The organism is Streptomyces hawaiiensis, assembly GCF_004803895.1.
In the GTDB taxonomy this organism is placed as follows: domain Bacteria; phylum Actinomycetota; class Actinomycetes; order Streptomycetales; family Streptomycetaceae; genus Streptomyces; species Streptomyces hawaiiensis.
Genome location: NZ_CP021978.1, coordinates 5,961,007 through 5,976,650, shown reverse-complemented (window position 1 = coordinate 5,976,650; position 15,644 = coordinate 5,961,007). Strand labels below are relative to the sequence as shown.

Below are 15,644 nucleotides of genomic sequence, written 5' to 3'. Positions count from 1 at the left end.
CCTCTGCTCCGCCGATGATCTGACACCATTCCCCGGGGGCCCCGTTCGGCGGATGGACGGAGCTCGTTTGGAGAGTGTTGCGACCAGGGGACGGATGGGACCGCGCAGTGCGGGGCTACGAGAGCCAGGAGCGAGAGCCGGCGGCTGACGTCGACCACCTCTCTCGGTTCGAAGCCGAGATGAAGCGGCTGAAGACCGAACGGGAAAAGGCGATCCAGCACGCCGAGGACCTCGGCTACCAGGTCGAGGTGCTGCGCGCCAAGCTGCACGAGGCGCGGCGCACCATCATGTCCCGGCCCTCCTTCGAGGGGGGCGACATCGGATGGCAGGCCGAGCAGTTGCTGCGCAACGCGCAGATGCAGGCCGACCAGATCCGTACCGACGCCGAGCGGGAGCTGAGCGAGGCCCGGGCGCAGACCCAGCGGATCCTCCAGGAGCACGCCGAGCAGGCGGCCCGGCTCCAGGCGGAGCTGCACCAGGAGGCGGTGACCCGCCGCCAGCAGCTGGACCAGGAGCTGGCCGAGCGCCGCCAGACGGTCGAGTCGCACGTCAACGAGAACGTGGCGTGGGCCGAGCAGCTGCGGGCCCGCACCGAGCAGCAGGCCCGCCGGCTGCTGGAGGAGTCCCGGGCCGAGGCCGAGCAGGCCCTGGCCACCGCCCGCGCGGAGGCCGAGCGGCTGGCGACGGAGGCCCGGCAGCGGCTGACGGGCGCGGCCGAGGAGGCCCGCGCGGAGGCCGAGCAGATCCTGCGCCGCGCCCGCACGGACGCCGAGCGCCTTTTGAACGCCGCCTCGACGCAGGCCCAGGAGGCCACGGACCACGCCGAGCAGCTGCGTACGTCGACCGTCACCGAGTCGGAGTCCGCGCGCCGCGAGGCCCAGGAGCTGAGCAAGGCCGCCGAGCAGCGGATGGCCGAGGCCGAGGAGGCACTGCGCAAGGCGCAGACCGAGTCGGAGAAGCTGGTCACGGAGGCCAAGGAGGCCGCCGCCAAGGCCCTGACGAGCGCCGAGTCCGCGAACGAGACGCGGACGCGCACCGCCAAGGAGCAGGTCGCCCGGCTGGTCGAGGAGGCCACGAAGGAGGCCGAGAACACCAAGTCCGAGGCCGAGCAGCTGGTCGCCGACGCCCGCGCCGAGGCCGAGAAGATCGTCGCGGAGGCCTCCGAGAAGGCCCGCACGCTCACCGCCGAGGAGACCGCGACCCAGCTGTCCAAGGCGGCCCGGACCGCCGAGGAAGTCCTCAACAAGGCGTCGGAGGACGCCAAGAAGACCACGAAGGCCGCGGCCGAGGAGGCCGAGCGGATCCGCTCGGAGGCCGAGGCCGAGGCGGACCGGCTGCGGGCCGAGGCGCACGACATCGCCGAGCAGCTCAAGGGCGCGGCGAAGGACGACACCAAGGAGTACCGCGCCAAGACCGTCGAGCTGCAGGAGGAGGCCCGCAGGCTGCGCGGCGAGGCCGAGCAGCTGCGGGCGGACGCGGTCGACGAGGGCGAGAAGATCCGCGCCGAGGCCCGCAAGGAGGCCGTGGCGCAGATCGAGGAGGCGGCGAAGTCCGCCGAGGAGCTGCTCGCCAAGGCCAAGGCGGACGCGGACGAGCTGCGCACGACGGCCCAGACGGACAGCGAGAGGGTCCGCACCGAGGCCATCGAGCGGGCGACGACCCTGCGCCGGCAGGCCGAGGAGACTCTCCAGCGCACCCGGCAGGAGGCCGAGCGGCACCGTGAGGAGGTCGTCGAGCAGGCCGAGGCGCTCAAGGCGGACGCCGAGCGCGCGGCGCGGGAGCTGCACGAGGAGACCGAGCGGGCCATAGAGGCTCGTCGCAGTGAGGCCGCCGAGGAGCTGACGCGGCTCCAGACGGAGGCGGAGGAGCGTCTGACGGCCGCCGAGCAGGCGCTGTCGGACGCGCGCGAGGAGGTCGCGCGGATCCGCCGCGAGGCCGCCGAGGAGAACGAGCGGCTGCGCGCCGAGGCCGCCGAGCGGATCCGTTCGCTCCAGCAGCAGGCCGAGGCGGAGGCCGAGCGGCTGCGCGACGAGGCCGCGGCGGACGCGTCCACGGCGCGTGCCGAGGGCGAGGCCGTCGCCGTACGGCTGCGCTCGGAGGCGGCGAACGAGGCCGAGCGGCTGAAGTCGGAGGCGCAGGAGAGCGCCGACCGGATGCGCGCGGAGGCGCAGTCCGCCGCCGAGCGGCTCGCCGCTGAGGCGTCCGAGACGCTGGCCGCCGCCCAGGAGGAGGCCAACAGGCGCCGCCGCGAGGCCGAGGAGCTCCTCGGCAGCGCCCGGCAGGAGGCCGACCAGGAGCGCGAGCGGGCCCGCGAGCAGAGCGAGGAGCTGCTGGCCTCGGCGCGCAAGCGCGTGGAGGAGGCGCAGACCGAGGCCGTACGGCTGGTCGAGGAGGCCGACCGCCGTGCCACGGAGATGGTGTCGGCGGCCGAACAGCACGCCCAGCAGGTCCGGGATTCCGTCGCGGGGCTGCACGAGCAGGCCCAGGACGAGATCGCCGGGCTGCGCAGTGCCGCCGAGCACGCCGCGGACCGTACGCGCCGGGAGGCCCAGGAGGAGGCGGACCGGGTCCGCTCCGACGCCTACGCCGAGCGGGAGCGGGCGAGCGAGGACGCCGGCCGGCTGCGGCGCGCGGCGCACGAGGAGTCCGAGGCCGCCAAGGCGCTCGCCGAGCGGACGATGTCCGAGGCGATCGCGGAGGCGGAGCGGATCCGCACGGACGTCGCCGAGCACGCCCAGCGGGTGCGCACGGAGGCGTCGGACGCGATCGCCGAGGCCGAGCAGAGCGCCTCGCGCACCCGGGCGGACGCCCGGGAGGACGCCAACCGCATCCGGTCGGACGCGGCGACGCAGGCGGACACTCTCATCACCGAGGCGCGCAGCGAGGCGGAGCGGCTCACGACGGAGACGGTCCAGGAGACCGACCGGCTGCGGATGGACACGGTCGCCGAGGCCGAGCGGGTCCGTACGGAAGCGGTCTCCGAGGCCGAGCGCGTCCGCTCCGAGGCGGCCACGGAGGCCGAGCGGGTGCGGGCGGAGTCGGTCGCCAAGGCCGACCAGCTGGTCGGGGACGCCACCGGCGAGGCGGAGCGGCTGCGGGCCGAGGCCGCCGAGACGGTCGGTTCGGCGCAGCGGCACGCGGAGCGGGTCCGCGCCGAGGCAGAGCGTGTGAAGACCGATGCGGAGGCGGAGGCGGAGCGGCTCGTCAGCACGGCGCGCGAGGAGGCCGACCGCACCCTGGACGAGGCCCGCAAGGAGGCCAACAAGCGGCGCTCCGAGGCGGCCGAGCAGGTCGACAAGCTCATCACGGAGACCACGGCCGAGGCGGACAAGCTACTGACCGAGGCGCAGCAGCAGGCGCACAAGACCACCGCGGAGGCCGAGGCGCAGGCCGACACGATGGTGGGCGCCGCCCGCACCGAGGCCGACCGGCTGGTGTCGGAGGCGACGGTCGAGGGCAACTCCCGGGTGGAGAAGGCCCGTACGGACGCGGACGAGCTGCTGGTCGGCGCGCGCCGGGACGCCACGCAGATAAGGGAACGCGCCGAGGAGCTGCGGGACCGCATCACATCCGAGATCGAGGAGCTGCACGAGCGGGCCCGCCGGGAGTCTGCCGAGACGATGAAGTCGGCGGGCGACCGCTGCGACGCGCTCGTCAAGGCGGCCGAGGAGCAGCTGGCGAAGGCACAGGCGAAGGCCAAGGAGATCGTCTCGGAGGCCAACTCCGAGGCGGGCAAGGTCCGGATCGCCGCGGTGAAGAAGGCGGAGGGGCTCCTCAAGGAGGCCGAGCAGAAGAAGTCCACGCTGGTCCGGGAGGCCGAGGAGCTCAAGGCCGAGGCGATCCGCGAGGCCAAGCGCACGGTGGAGGAGGGCAAGCGCGAGCTGGAGGTTTTGGTCCGCCGCCGCGAGGACATCAACGCCGAGATCTCCCGTGTCCAGGACGTCCTGGAGGCGTTGGAGTCCTTCGAGGCCCCTTCCACGGGCAAGGACAACGGAGTCAAGGCGGGCGCGACGGTCGGCGCACCCCGTTCGGGTGGCAAGTCCTCGGATAGCTAGCCAAACGGGGCGTATCCGGTGTGTGCTGGGGCCTTTGACCAAGTTTTTGGCAAGCGGTCCGGGGGTTAGCCACTCAAAAGGGGTGTCATTTTCCAGATCAAACGCGCATCCGCTCGATGACACACCGTTTCGGCCCCTAGGATTCCACCTATCACCTCACCGGTCTCATTCGACAGGAACCCCATGAGCGACACTTCCCCCTACGGCTTCGAGCTTGTGCGGCGTGGATACGACCGCGCTCAGGTGGACGAACGTATCTCCAAGCTCGTCTCCGACCGTGACAGCGCTCTCGCCCGCATCACCGCTCTGGAAAAGCGCATCGAAGAGCTCCACCTCGAGACGCAGAACGCCCAGGCCCAGATCACCGACGCCGAGCCGTCGTACGCGGGTCTCGGTGCGCGCGTGGAGAAGATCCTCCGCCTCGCCGAGGAAGAGGCCAAGGACCTGCGCGAGGAGGCCCGGCGCGCGTCCGAGCAGCACCGCGAGCTCGCCGAGTCGGCGGCCCAGCAGGTGCGCAACGACGCCGAGTCGTACTCGGCGGAGCGCAAGGCGAAGGCCGAGGACGAGGGTCTGCGGATCGTCGAGAAGGCCAAGAGTGACGCTTCCCAGCTGCGTTCCGAGGCGCAGAAAGACGCGCAGTCCAAGCGTGAGGAGGCGGACGCCCTCTTCGAGGAGACCCGCGCCAAGGCCGCGCAGGCCGCCGCCGACTTCGAGACGAACCTCGCCAAGCGCCGCGAGCAGTCCGAGCGCGACCTGGCCTCGCGTCAGGCCAAGGCGGAGAAGCGCCTCGCCGAGATCGAGCACCGCGCCGAGCAGCTGCGCCTGGAGGCCGAGAAGCTGCGCACGGACGCCGAGCGCCGCGCCCGTCAGACGGTGGAGACGGCCCAGCGCCAGGCCGAGGACATCGTGGCCGACGCCAACGCCAAGGCCGACCGCATCCGTTCGGAGTCCGAGCGGGAACTCGCGGCCCTCACCAACCGCCGCGACAGCATCAACGCCCAGCTGACGAACGTCCGCGAGATGCTCGCGACGCTCACGGGCGCCGCGGTGGCCGCCGCCGGTACGCCGGCCGAGGACGAGCCGATCTCCCGTGGGGTCCCGGCGCAGCAGTCCCGGTAACAGTCCGGCAAACGGAGTCTGAACCTCCGCAAAGCCCTCTGCCGCTCGGGTGGCAGAGGGCTTTGTCACGTTCTAGCGTGGCGGCATGATTGAGCTGGAGGGGCTGACCAAGCGGTACGGCGAGAAGGTGGCGGTCAACAACCTGTCCTTCACCGTCAGACCGGGCATCGTCACCGGCTTCCTCGGGCCGAACGGCGCGGGCAAGTCGACGACCATGCGGATGATCCTCGGTCTCGACCATCCGACCGCCGGCGACGTCCGTATCGACGGCAAGCACTACCAGCAGCTCAAGGACCCGTTGACGTACATCGGCGCCCTGCTGGAGGCCAAGGCCTGGCACGGCGGGCGTACCGCCTACAACCATCTGCTGTGCCTCGCGCAGAGCAACGGCATTCCGCGCAGCCGGGTGCGGGACGTGCTGGACACGGTCGGGCTGACGGCGGTCGCGAAGAAGAAGACCAAGGGTTTCTCGATGGGCATGGGTCAGCGGCTCGGCATCGCGGCCGCGCTGCTCGGCGATCCGCGGATCCTGATGTTCGACGAGCCGGTCAACGGCCTCGACCCCGAGGGCATCCACTGGATCCGCACCCTGATGAAGTCGCTCGCCGCGCAGGGCCGGACCGTGTTCGTCTCCTCCCATCTGATGAGCGAGATGGCCCTGACGGCCGAGCACCTCGTCGTCATCGGGCAGGGCCGGCTGCTCGCGGACACGTCCATGGCGGACTTCATCGACCGCAACTCACGCAGTTACGTCCGGGTCCGCAGTCCGCAGCGGGAGCGGCTGCTCGACGTGCTGCACCAGGCCGGGATCGTGGCCGTGGAGAGCGGTGACGGGGTGCTGGAGGTGGACGGCGGCAAGGCGGAGCAGATCGGCGAGCTGGCGGCGCAGCACCGGATCACGCTGCACGAGCTGAGTCCGCAACAGGCCTCGCTGGAGGAGGCCTTCATGCAGCTGACCGCGGAGTCGGTGGAGTACCACGCACACAGTGAGACGAGCCCGGCTAGCCCCGAGCCACCGCGGCAGCAATGGGGCGACGGCGGGAAGAGGGGCTGAGCAGATGGCGGTGACACAGGTCGTACGGTCGGAGTGGACCAAGATCCGGTCGGTGGCGTCCACGGTGTGGACACTCTCGCTGGTGGTGGTGGTGACGATCGCCCTCGGCATGCTGATCTCGGCGCTGTCGAAGAGCGAGTTCGACTCGATGAGCGCGCAGGACCGGGTCGAGTTCGATCCGACGTTCATCAGCTTCGCGGGGATGAGTCTCGGCCAGCTCGCGATGATCGTGTTCGGGGTGCTGGTGGTGTCGAACGAGTACAGCACCGGCATGATCCGCACCTCGCTGGCCGCGGTGCCGAAGCGCGGCTCCTTCCTTTTCAGCAAGATCGCGGTCGCCGGCGGGCTCGCTCTCCTGGTCGGCCTCGTCACCAGCTTCGCCGCCTTCTTCCTGGGGCAGGCGATGCTGGGCTCGCACCGGGCGGAGATCGGCGACCCGGGGGTGCTGCGGGCCGTGCTCGGCGGCGGCCTCTACATGGCGCTGATCGCGTTGTTCTCGATGGGCGTCGCCGCGATGCTGCGCTCGCCGATGCTGTCGCTGGGCATCCTGATGCCGTTCTTCTTCCTGATCTCCAACATCCTGGGCAACGTCGACGCGACGAAGAAGGTCGGCCGGTTCCTACCCGACCAGGCCGGCAGCAAGATCATGCAGGTGGTCACGCCGATCGACGACGACACTCCGTACGGGCCGTGGGGCGGCCTGGGGATCATGGGGCTGTGGGTCCTCGCGGCGCTCGTCGGGGGCTATGTGCTGCTGAAGAAGCGCGATGCCTAGGGGGCAGGCTTGGCCTGACCTTTTACCTCGTCTTGGGCGGAACCGTCAGCGCCTCGATATCCTCCTAACCCTTACGGGGGCGTGTGCCCTGCTGTCCTGAACCTTGCGATGGGTGCGGAGCATGATCGAAGCAGTCGGCCTGACGAAGCGCTACGGCGACAAGACCGCTGTGTACAACCTTTCCTTCCAGGTGCGACCCGGAGCCGTCACCGGCTTCCTCGGGCCGAACGGCTCGGGCAAGTCGACGACGATGCGGATGATTCTCGGCCTCGACAACCCGACGGCCGGGCATGTGACGATCGGCGGCTATCCGTACCGCAGACTGCCCAACGCCGCCCGCCAGGTCGGTGCCCTGCTGGACGCCAAGGCGGTGCACGGCGGCCGGTCCGCCCGCAACCACCTGCTGTCCCTGGCCCAGCTGTCGGGCATCCCGGCCCGGCGGGTGGACGAGGTGCTCGGGGTCGTCGGTCTGCAGGACGTGGCCAAGAAGCGGTCCAAGGGCTTCTCCCTCGGCATGGGGCAGCGGCTCGGCATCGCCGCGGCACTGCTCGGCGACCCGCAGGTGCTGCTGTTCGACGAGCCGGTCAACGGTCTCGACCCCGAGGGCATCCTCTGGGTGCGCAACCTGATGAGGGCGCTGGCGGCGGAGGGCCGTACGGTCTTCGTCTCCTCCCACCTGATGAGCGAGATGGCGCTGACCGCCGACCACCTCATCGTCATCGGGCGCGGTCAGCTGCTCGCCGACATGAGCGTGACCGACTTCATCTCGGCGAACTCCGCGGACTTCGCGCGCGTGCGCACGCCCGACACCGAGCCGCAGCAGCGCGAGAAGCTGTCGGCCGCGCTCACCGAGTCGGGCGGGCACGTGCTGCCCGAGCAGGACGGCGCTCTGCGCGTGACGGGGCTGGCCCTGCCGCGCATCAGCGACATCGCGCACGACCACGACGTACGGCTGTGGGAGCTGTCGCCGCACCAGGCCTCCCTGGAGGAGGCGTACATGCGGATGACGCAGGGCGCCGTCGACTACCGCTCGACGATCGACCAGAAGGAAGGGCTCCAGCAGCCGCTGCCGCCCGGCGCGCAGCCGCCGATGCCGGTGCCCGGGCAGGGCCAGCCGGGCTGGTACGCCCCGCCGCCGCCCCAGCAGGGCGGCCGGCCGTTCCCGGCCCCGCCGCAGGGCGCACCGGGGCAGGCTCCGGCGGGCCCGTACGGCGCTCCGGGGGCTCACGGCGCCCCGGGCACACCCGGCCCCGCTCCGAGCGCCCCTGGCGCCCCCAGCGCGGGGACGCCGAACCCGTATGCCCAGCACGCGCCCCAGGCGCCGCAGGGCCCGGCGCAGCCCGCGCCTCAGGCCTCCGTGGCCCCCGTCGCCCAGCCGGCCGCCTCAGCCCCCGCGCAGCCCGCCCCGGTGCCGTCGGCGCCCGCCGCCGCCCCGACCTCCGACCTGACCAAGCCCGAGGACGCACGATGAGCAGCCCCCAGCCCCAGATGCCGCAGGCCGCGCCCGCCTGGCAGGCGGCGCCCGGTTCCGCCCCGTACCCCGGCGGCCCCGGCTACACCTCGCCGATCCCGGTCGTGCGCACGCACCTCGGGAACGCCATCGCCTCCGAGTGGACGAAGATCAGGTCGGTGCGCTCCACGATGTGGACGCTCGGCGTGTTCGTCCTGCTCGTCGTCGGCATCGGTCTGCTGACCGGCATCGTGGTGTCGAGCTCCTCCTCGGACCTGTCCGGCGAGAACGCGCTGTCCCTCGGCTTCTTCGGTCTGCTGCTCGGCAGCATGTGCGTCATCACGCTCGGCGTGCTGACCACGGCCTCGGAGTACGGCACGGGCATGATCCGCACCACGATGGTCGCCTGCCCGAGCCGCGGACGCGTGCTGGCGGCGAAGGCCATCGTGTTCTTCCTGGTCGCGTTCGTGGTGACGCTGGTGGCCGGCTCCCTCGTCGCCTTCCTGCACGTGGCCATGATGGAGGGCAACGGCGCCAGGGACCCCTCCGGCGGTGAGTGGCTCAAGGGCACGGTCGGCATCTCGCTCTACATCGCGCTGCTGGGCCTGCTCTCGCTCCTCGTCGGCTCGATCATCCGGCACTCGGCCGGCGCCATCACCATCATGATCGGCGCCGTGCTGGCCCCGCTGGTGATCGCGCTGTTCATGTTCTCGGAGTCCCTGCAGAAGGTGCGTGACGCCCTGTTCGAGTACTCGATCCCGAACCAGCTCAGCGTCTTCTACGCCAACTCCCTCAGCCAGTCCGGCCCGTCCGGCTGGGACCCGCTGTGGATCATCCTCGGCGCCACGGCCGTCGCGTTCGCCGGCGCCTTCGCGCTGCTGGAGAAGCGGGACGTCTGAGTCCGGTCAGAACCTCGGCGCGTTACGGGACCGCTGCACCCCCGGGGTGCGGCGGTCCCGCGCGTTCCAGCAGGCCCTGTGCCAGTGCCGGCGGTCGTCGACGCCGGTGTGCTCCGACCAGGCCACCACGTGCGGCACCCCGTCCGGGATCAACTGGTCGCAGCCGGGGCAGCGGTACGACTTGCCCTGTGCGCTCGCGCCGGCCACCTGCCGCACGCTCCAGTTCTCTCCCTGCCAGTTCTCCGAGGACTGCCAGCCGCCGTAGCGGCCGGGACGGTCGTCCTCGGCGCTCCGGCCGGACGAAACGGCGCCCTTGGGTCGGTTACGACGCGGGGACACGGGACACCTCTCGGGGCTATACAGGAAGCGGGCCGCGTCCAGCCTACGCGGCGCGCACGAGGGTAGGCGTACGCCACCAATCGCCATAAGTCCCTCGCGGGCACGGCGGGCTCGCCCCCGGGGGCTCTCCCCCGGGCTCCCGGCGGAACGCCCCATTCTGCAGACAATCCGCAAAATACTCCGCCCGGCCGTGTCCTCGGCACGTGTCAGACGGTTATGCCCTGTGGGGGAGCTCCGTGTCGGAGCCAAGGAAGCGGGAAAGCAATGCGCGTTGGAAGTTTCGTGTTGGCGGCCCAGTTCCCCGGTCAGGGCGAGGGGGAGGCGCTGCACCGCGCGGTCCGCTCGGCCGAGGTGGCCGAGGAGGCCGGGCTCGACACGGTCTGGCTGGCCGAGCACCACTTCGTGCCGTACGGCACGTGCCCGTCGGCCGTCACCCTGGCCGCCTTACTGCTCGGCCGCACCCGCCGCATCCGGGTCGGTACGGCGGTCAGCGTCCTGCCCACCGTCCACCCCGTGGCCCTCGGCGAACAGGCCGCGCTGCTGCACCACACGAGCGGCGGCCGTTTCACGCTCGGTGTCGGGCGCGGCGGCCCGTGGGTCGACCTGGAGGTGTTCGGCGCGGGTCTGGAGGCGTACGAGACGGGGTTCCCGGAGTCCCTGGAGCTTCTGGTGCGGTGGCTGCGCGAGTCGTCCGTCGCGGCCGACGGGGAGCGCTTCCGCTTCCGTGAAGTCCCGGTGGTGCCCCGGCCGTCGGAGGCTCTGACGGAGGGGGCGTGGCCCGAGCTCGTCGTCGCCTGCACGTCGCCGGCGAGCGTGCGGCTCGCTGCCGAGCGGGGTCTTTCGATGCTGCTCGGGATGCACGTGGGAGACGAGGAGAAGGCCGAGATGGTCGCGCTGTGGCGGCGGCACGCGCGGGCCTGCGGCCGGTCGCCGGAGGAGATCCGGGGCGCGTCCCATGTGTCGGCCGGCGTCTGCCAGATCGCGGACCGGCGGGTCGACGCGGCGGAAACGCTGATGAAGACGATGCCGGGCTGGCTGAAGCAGGGCTTGGAGGCCCATGTCACGGTCGACGGGCGCACACGCCGGATGCGCGACCCGCTGGCGTACACCGAACTGCTCTGCGGACTGCACCCGGTGGGCACGCCGCGGCTGTGCGCGGACCGGCTGGCGGCGACCAGCGAGCGGACGGGCATCTCCCGCTTCGCGCTGCTCGTCGAGGGCTCCGGAGACCTGGCGGCGACCGAGGAGAACGTGCGGAGGCTGGGTGCCGAGGTGCTCCCCCAACTCGTGTGAGAGCGCGGTGGATTCCTGGGGGCTTGCCGCTCCGGTACAGAACTGCACCTCCCGCGTACGGAGCGGCAAGCAAGCGGCGCCGCGTCAGCAGTCCCGGAACTCAGGTGACTGGTTCAGCACCTGACTGCGGACCGAGGTGAAACGGCCCAGCTTCTCGTCGACCGAGGAGTCAAGCGGGAACACGGCCACCCGGTGGCAGTTCTGGAAGGCCAGGCGCACACCGAAGTGCCGTTGCAGCGCGCCGCGTATCGCGTCACTCGCAAGCGCACGCAGCAGCTGACCGCGTGCCTGCTCGTCCGGCGGGGGCGTCTGGTTGTCGGCGAACGCGCCGCCGTCCACCTTCAGCTGGGCCACCAGTGAGCTGATCATCTCCCACGCGTAGGGCAGGGAGGTCCGGACGCAGTCGACGAATTCCGCTTCGTCGACCTCGCCTCGCTCGGCCTGTTCGAGTAGGGCCGGTGAGACGTCGAGCGACATGAGTTCTCCTCTCGCACCCCCGATGAGCAGGGGTTGCCGGACAGACAGGGGGAGTTCGCGATACCGGACACGCTGCGTACACGCCTCGCGACCTCCCGCTCATACGGTAAGCAACGTACGGTGACGACACCAGGAAAATGCGCAGATGAGACACTCCCGATGAGCACACCATGCACACAATCGGCCATTACCGAACACACGTTTTCCAGGGCGAATCGCGTCGACAGGCGCCCGTCGAGTAGCGTTGCCGACCATGCGTCTCGTCATTGCCCGCTGCTCCGTGGACTACGCCGGGCGGCTCACCGCCCACCTTCCCTCGGCCCCGCGCCTGATCCTGGTGAAGGCGGACGGCAGCGTCTCGATCCACGCCGACGACCGGGCCTACAAGCCCCTGAACTGGATGTCGCCGCCCTGCACGCTGAAGGAGGGCACCGGCGAGGAAGAGGGCGTCTGGACCGTCGTCAACAAGGCGGGCGAGAAGCTCATCATCACGATGGAGGAAGTCCTCCACGACTCCTCGCACGAACTCGGCGTCGATCCCGGCCTGATCAAGGACGGCGTGGAAGCGCACCTCCAGGAGCTGCTCGCCGACCGCATCGAGACACTCGGTGAGGGTTACACGCTGATCCGCCGTGAGTACCCGACGGCCATCGGGCCGGTCGACATCCTGTGCCGGGACGCCGACGGCAAGACCGTCGCGGTGGAGATCAAGCGGCGCGGTGAGATCGACGGCGTGGAGCAGCTCACGCGCTACCTGGAGCTGTTGAACCGCGACCCCCATCTCGCCCCGGTGCGCGGCGTTTTCGCGGCCCAGGAGATCAAGCCCCAGGCGCGCGTCCTCGCGACCGACCGCGGCATCGGCTGCCAGGTCCTCGACTACAACGCGCTGCGGGGCATCGAGGACGACAAGCTGCGGCTGTTCTGACAGCCCGTACGACGACGAACAGGGCCGGGTCCGCGCAACGGACCCGGCCCTGCTGTGTGCACGGGTGTCAGATCACCGTCTCCGGGCTGCTGGGCGTGCCCGTGGTGCTCTGCGGCGCGCTGGCGGTGGTGCTCGTGGGGGCGCTCGGTGCCGGGCCGCTGGCCGAGTCGGAGGTGGACGGGCTGGTCGTCGGCGGTTCCGAGGTCGGCGGCTCGGAGGTGGGCGGTTCCGAGGTCGGCGGCTCGGACGTCGGCGGCTTCGACGTCGGCGGCTTCGACGTCGCCGGGGGCTTGGACGTCGTAGGCGGCTTGGACGTGGACGGCGGCTTCGAGGACGCCGGCGGCTTGGACGGCGACGCGGAGTCGCTCGGGTCCCGCGAACCGCTCGGGGAGTCCGTCGGCGTCGGGTCGTCCGACGTGCCGAGTGTGCCGTCCGGGCCCGGGTCCGTCGGGCGGGCGGCCGCCTCGCCGGTACCGCCGCCACCGTCGTCGTTCGCCGGCCGGTCGGCACCGAGACTGCCGTCGTTGACGCCCTGGCTGGCGGACGGGTTGACGCCCACCTGGTCGGACGGCGGGTTCTGCTCGTTGTCGGAGGTCGCCCCGAGCGTCACCACCGTGCCCAGGACGGCGACGAGCAGGGCACCGGCACCGGCGGCCACGAGGTTGCGCCGGGCCAGGCCCTTGAGGCCGCCACGGGCCCCCCGTGAGGGCGTGGGCGAGCTGCGGTGGGTGACCAGGGACGGGGAAGGCGGCTGCTGGAGCGTCGGGAAGGCCGCCGGAACGCCACCGGGCGGTGACGCCGACTCCTCGTGACGGGTGTCGGGCACCTCCTCCCCCGCGGTCGGCCCGAGCCCGATCGGTGTGCCCGAGCGGTCGGCGACCAGGGCGAGGGCACGGCGGCCGGCGACGGTGCCGCGCTTGTCGGAGAGGGCGCCGCGCAGGCCGATGGAGGCCTCCAGTTCGGCGCGGGCCCGGTCGAGCTGCCCCCCGCACAGGGCGAGGACGCCGAGCTCGTGGTGGAAGTAGGCCTCTTCGGCGACGTCCTCGGCAAGCCGGGCGGCCTCGGCGCCGGCCCGCAGGGCCCGCTCCCAGGCGCTCCAGTGCAGTCCGGCGGCGAACGCGGGGGCGGCGGTGCGGGCCAGGTGCACGGCCGCGCTCTCCTCGCCCTCGGCGGGCGGGCGGGTGGCCGGTCCGAGGACGGCCAGGGCGGCGAGAACCGCGTCGGCCTCGGCACACACGCGCTCCGGGGTGACCGAGGGGTGCCCGGCCCACCAGGAGTAGTGCTGGGCGGCGCTGCGGGCACCGGCCTCGGCCTCGTCGGCGTACCCGGCGGCCTCCAGCTGGGCCGGCACACCGGCCGCGAGGCGGTAGCGGGAGCCGACCGGCGAGACCAGACCGCAGGCGGCCAGTTCACCGAGGGCGGCGTCCGCGTGGGTGTCACCGACCAGGGCGGGCAGATGCGCCTGGTGCGGGACCTCGCCGCCGAGGGCGACGGCGAAGCGCAGGGTGGCGCGGGCGGAGGCGCTCAGCCGGGAGGCGAGCAGCGGCGCGGGCGCGGCGGCCTCGCCGAGCGCGGGCAGCGGCACGTCGTCACCGAGGTCGTAGGCCTCGGCGGTGTCGGCCGGGGCCGCGTCCTCGAAGACGCCGAACTCGTCGACGGCACTGGTGCCGGCGCGCAGCCGGTCGCGCTGGCGCAGCAGGGCGCCGGCCTGGACGAAGCGCAGCGGCAGGCCCTCGGACTCGAACCAGAGGTCGCCCGCCCAGTTGGACTCGTCCTCGGTGAGGGTCCGGCCGACGGCGTGCTCCAGCAGGTCGAGCCCGGCCGCGCGCTCCAGCCCGTCGAGGACGACCTCCTCGACGGCGGCGTCGGCGGAGGGAGCCGGCACGTCCGGGGTGGCGCCGAGCAGGAAGGCGCACTCGGGGGTCGCCTCCAGCAGCTCGTCGAGCGCGGCGCCGCCGAACTCCAGGTCGTCGAGGACGACGACCGCGCCGATGTCACGGACGTAGGTGAGCACTTCGTCCCGGTCCGGGCGGTGCAGAGGGGCGCTGTACACCGCGTGGAACAGGTCGTACAGCAGGTCGCCGGAGGTGCGCCCGAAGCCGTTGAGGCGGACGACGCCGTCGGGGGCGAGGTCGGAGCAGTCCTCGGCGACCAGGTCGAGGAGGCGGGTGCGGCCGGAGCCGGCCGGGCCGGTGAGGCGGGTGGAGCGGCCGCGGGCGAGCAGGCGCACCAGGCGCTCGCGTTCGTCCTGGCGGGCCAGCAGCGGCAGGGCGGGCTGCGAGGGGCCGGGCGGGACGGGCGGGCGGGCCGCGCGATCGGCCTCGGCGCGCTCGGCCGCGCTGAGCTTCACGGGCCGGGCGGGCCGTTCGGCGGGCGGGCAGGCCTCTATCTCACTGCCGTCGACGGGGTTGACGGTCAGCAGGAAGTCGCCGGAGACGAGCTGCACCGTGCGGGCGAGCGCCGGCGCGTGCTGCCCGAAGTCGGGTGCGAGGGATTCCCTGGGAGGGCGCTGGCGCGGCACTGAGCCGTCGCCGTCGTGGCCGAACTCCTCGGGTCCCCGGTTGTCAGGATCCATAGGTCAAGCCCCCCAAAAGCGTGTGTGTGCCTGGAAAAGCCCCTCCCGGCCTTGCTGCACACCGCGCTGTCGCTTCTGGTCCGGTCCCGCTCGAAGGGTGTCAAGGCAGCGGGCAGCCGAACCCTAAACCTTCGCACAGTATCTACGACAGTCCGGGGTACCGCGCCGTCCGTAACGTCACGGTCTCGTGAGGATTGTGCGCGTCGCACGATTCGACGACGGGCGTCCGGGTCTCCTCGGTCGCCCGGCTCACACCCGTACGAGGCGTCACACGCGGGGAAGGGTCTCCACCCCGATGCCCCCCTCGATCGCCAGGATCCGGTGCAGGCGGGTGGCCACCAGCAGGCGCTGCATCTGCGGTGGTACTCCGCGCAGCACCAGGCGCCGGCCGCAGCGGCCGGCCCGCCGGTGGGCCCCCATGATCACGCCCAGTCCGGTGGCGTCCCAGGAGTCCAGTTCGGACAGGTCCAGCACCAGGTCTCCGACTCCGTCGTCGACGGCCGAGTGCAGGACCGTACGGGCGTCCGCCGCGCTCCGGACGTCGAGGCGGCCCCCGACGACCAGCTCGGCGTGGTCGCCCCTGATGTGCATATGCGCTCCCCGTGCGTGCGAATCGTGCTCCGCGTTCTGGATGTGTGTGATGCAACCTCTGACTGTGTGGAGGAGTCAGAGGTTGCTTCTTG

General features: G+C 72.1%; 12 protein-coding genes. 8 read left to right on the top strand and 4 right to left on the bottom strand.

What is annotated here, in order from left to right; all coding sequences use genetic code 11:
• Positions 1-107: 107 nt before the first annotated feature.
• From scy to CEB94_RS27760, 6 genes are all read left to right on the top strand, one after another.
• On the top strand, positions 108-4,055 hold the full coding sequence (scy, locus tag CEB94_RS27785) for a polarized growth protein Scy (protein ID WP_175434780.1): 3,948 nt from the start codon (positions 108-110) through the stop codon (positions 4,053-4,055).
• Positions 4,056-4,238: 183 nt separating this feature from the next.
• On the top strand, positions 4,239-5,174 hold the full coding sequence (locus tag CEB94_RS27780) for a coiled-coil domain-containing protein (RefSeq protein ID WP_175434779.1): 936 nt from the start codon (positions 4,239-4,241) through the stop codon (positions 5,172-5,174).
• A gap of 85 nt (positions 5,175-5,259) precedes the next feature.
• On the top strand, positions 5,260-6,228 hold the full coding sequence (locus tag CEB94_RS27775; protein WP_175434778.1) for an ABC transporter ATP-binding protein: 969 nt from the start codon (positions 5,260-5,262) through the stop codon (positions 6,226-6,228).
• A gap of 4 nt (positions 6,229-6,232) precedes the next feature.
• Positions 6,233-7,003, top strand: coding sequence for an ABC transporter permease (locus CEB94_RS27770; protein WP_175434777.1), 771 nt, complete (start codon positions 6,233-6,235; stop codon positions 7,001-7,003).
• Positions 7,004-7,124: 121 nt separating this feature from the next.
• Positions 7,125-8,474 (top strand): ABC transporter ATP-binding protein, encoded by a 1,350-nt coding sequence (locus CEB94_RS27765; RefSeq protein WP_175434776.1) that lies wholly within the window; start codon positions 7,125-7,127, stop codon positions 8,472-8,474.
• The gene (locus CEB94_RS27760; protein WP_175434775.1) at positions 8,471-9,352 is read left to right on the top strand and encodes an ABC transporter permease subunit; all 882 of its coding nucleotides are present in this window, start codon (positions 8,471-8,473) and stop codon (positions 9,350-9,352) included. Before CEB94_RS27765 ends, CEB94_RS27760 begins: the two co-directional genes overlap by 4 nt.
• A gap of 6 nt (positions 9,353-9,358) precedes the next feature.
• Here CEB94_RS27760 and CEB94_RS27755 read toward each other — a convergent pair whose 3' ends face one another.
• Complete coding sequence (locus CEB94_RS27755) at positions 9,359-9,691, bottom strand: ATP/GTP-binding protein (protein WP_175434774.1); 333 nt, start codon at positions 9,689-9,691, stop codon at positions 9,359-9,361.
• Between the two features lie 264 nt (positions 9,692-9,955).
• Between CEB94_RS27755 and CEB94_RS27750 the strand changes: the two genes are divergently transcribed.
• Complete coding sequence (locus tag CEB94_RS27750; RefSeq protein WP_175434773.1) at positions 9,956-10,984, top strand: LLM class flavin-dependent oxidoreductase; 1,029 nt, start codon at positions 9,956-9,958, stop codon at positions 10,982-10,984.
• A gap of 84 nt (positions 10,985-11,068) precedes the next feature.
• Here the strand turns inward: CEB94_RS27750 and CEB94_RS27745 are convergent, their stop codons facing one another.
• Positions 11,069-11,461: an SCO5389 family protein gene (locus CEB94_RS27745; protein ID WP_030246492.1), complete on the bottom strand. Its 393-nt coding sequence runs from the start codon at positions 11,459-11,461 to the stop codon at positions 11,069-11,071.
• A gap of 253 nt (positions 11,462-11,714) precedes the next feature.
• Between CEB94_RS27745 and nucS the strand changes: the two genes are divergently transcribed.
• Positions 11,715-12,386, top strand: a complete 672-nt coding sequence (gene nucS / locus CEB94_RS27740) for an endonuclease NucS (RefSeq protein ID WP_031140730.1) — start codon at positions 11,715-11,717, stop codon at positions 12,384-12,386.
• A 67-nt stretch (positions 12,387-12,453) separates the two neighbouring features.
• On the opposite strand, the gene CEB94_RS27735 is transcribed toward nucS, so the two are convergent.
• Positions 12,454-14,961, bottom strand: coding sequence for an ATP-binding protein (locus CEB94_RS27735; RefSeq protein ID WP_175434772.1), 2,508 nt, complete (start codon positions 14,959-14,961; stop codon positions 12,454-12,456).
• A gap of 267 nt (positions 14,962-15,228) precedes the next feature.
• On the bottom strand, positions 15,229-15,552 hold the full coding sequence (locus CEB94_RS27730) for an STAS domain-containing protein (RefSeq protein ID WP_003993003.1): 324 nt from the start codon (positions 15,550-15,552) through the stop codon (positions 15,229-15,231).
• Positions 15,553-15,644: the final 92 nt, after the last annotated feature.

What these genes read in the sequence shown, in the direction of transcription:
- CEB94_RS27780 (WP_175434779.1), top strand. Translation starts at nt 4,239, where the DNA reads ATGAGCGACACTTCCCCCTACGGCTTCGAGCTTGTGCGGCGTGGATAC.
- CEB94_RS27775 (WP_175434778.1), top strand. Translation starts at nt 5,260, where the DNA reads ATGATTGAGCTGGAGGGGCTGACCAAGCGGTACGGCGAGAAGGTGGCG.
- CEB94_RS27770 (WP_175434777.1), top strand. Translation starts at nt 6,233, where the DNA reads ATGGCGGTGACACAGGTCGTACGGTCGGAGTGGACCAAGATCCGGTCG.
- CEB94_RS27765 (WP_175434776.1), top strand. Translation starts at nt 7,125, where the DNA reads ATGATCGAAGCAGTCGGCCTGACGAAGCGCTACGGCGACAAGACCGCT.
- CEB94_RS27760 (WP_175434775.1), top strand. Translation starts at nt 8,471, where the DNA reads ATGAGCAGCCCCCAGCCCCAGATGCCGCAGGCCGCGCCCGCCTGGCAG.
- CEB94_RS27750 (WP_175434773.1), top strand. Translation starts at nt 9,956, where the DNA reads ATGCGCGTTGGAAGTTTCGTGTTGGCGGCCCAGTTCCCCGGTCAGGGC.
- CEB94_RS27745 (WP_030246492.1), bottom strand. Translation starts at nt 11,461, where the DNA reads ATGTCGCTCGACGTCTCACCGGCCCTACTCGAACAGGCCGAGCGAGGC.
- nucS (WP_031140730.1), top strand. Translation starts at nt 11,715, where the DNA reads ATGCGTCTCGTCATTGCCCGCTGCTCCGTGGACTACGCCGGGCGGCTC.
- CEB94_RS27735 (WP_175434772.1), bottom strand. Translation starts at nt 14,961, where the DNA reads ATGGATCCTGACAACCGGGGACCCGAGGAGTTCGGCCACGACGGCGAC.
- CEB94_RS27730 (WP_003993003.1), bottom strand. Translation starts at nt 15,552, where the DNA reads ATGCACATCAGGGGCGACCACGCCGAGCTGGTCGTCGGGGGCCGCCTC.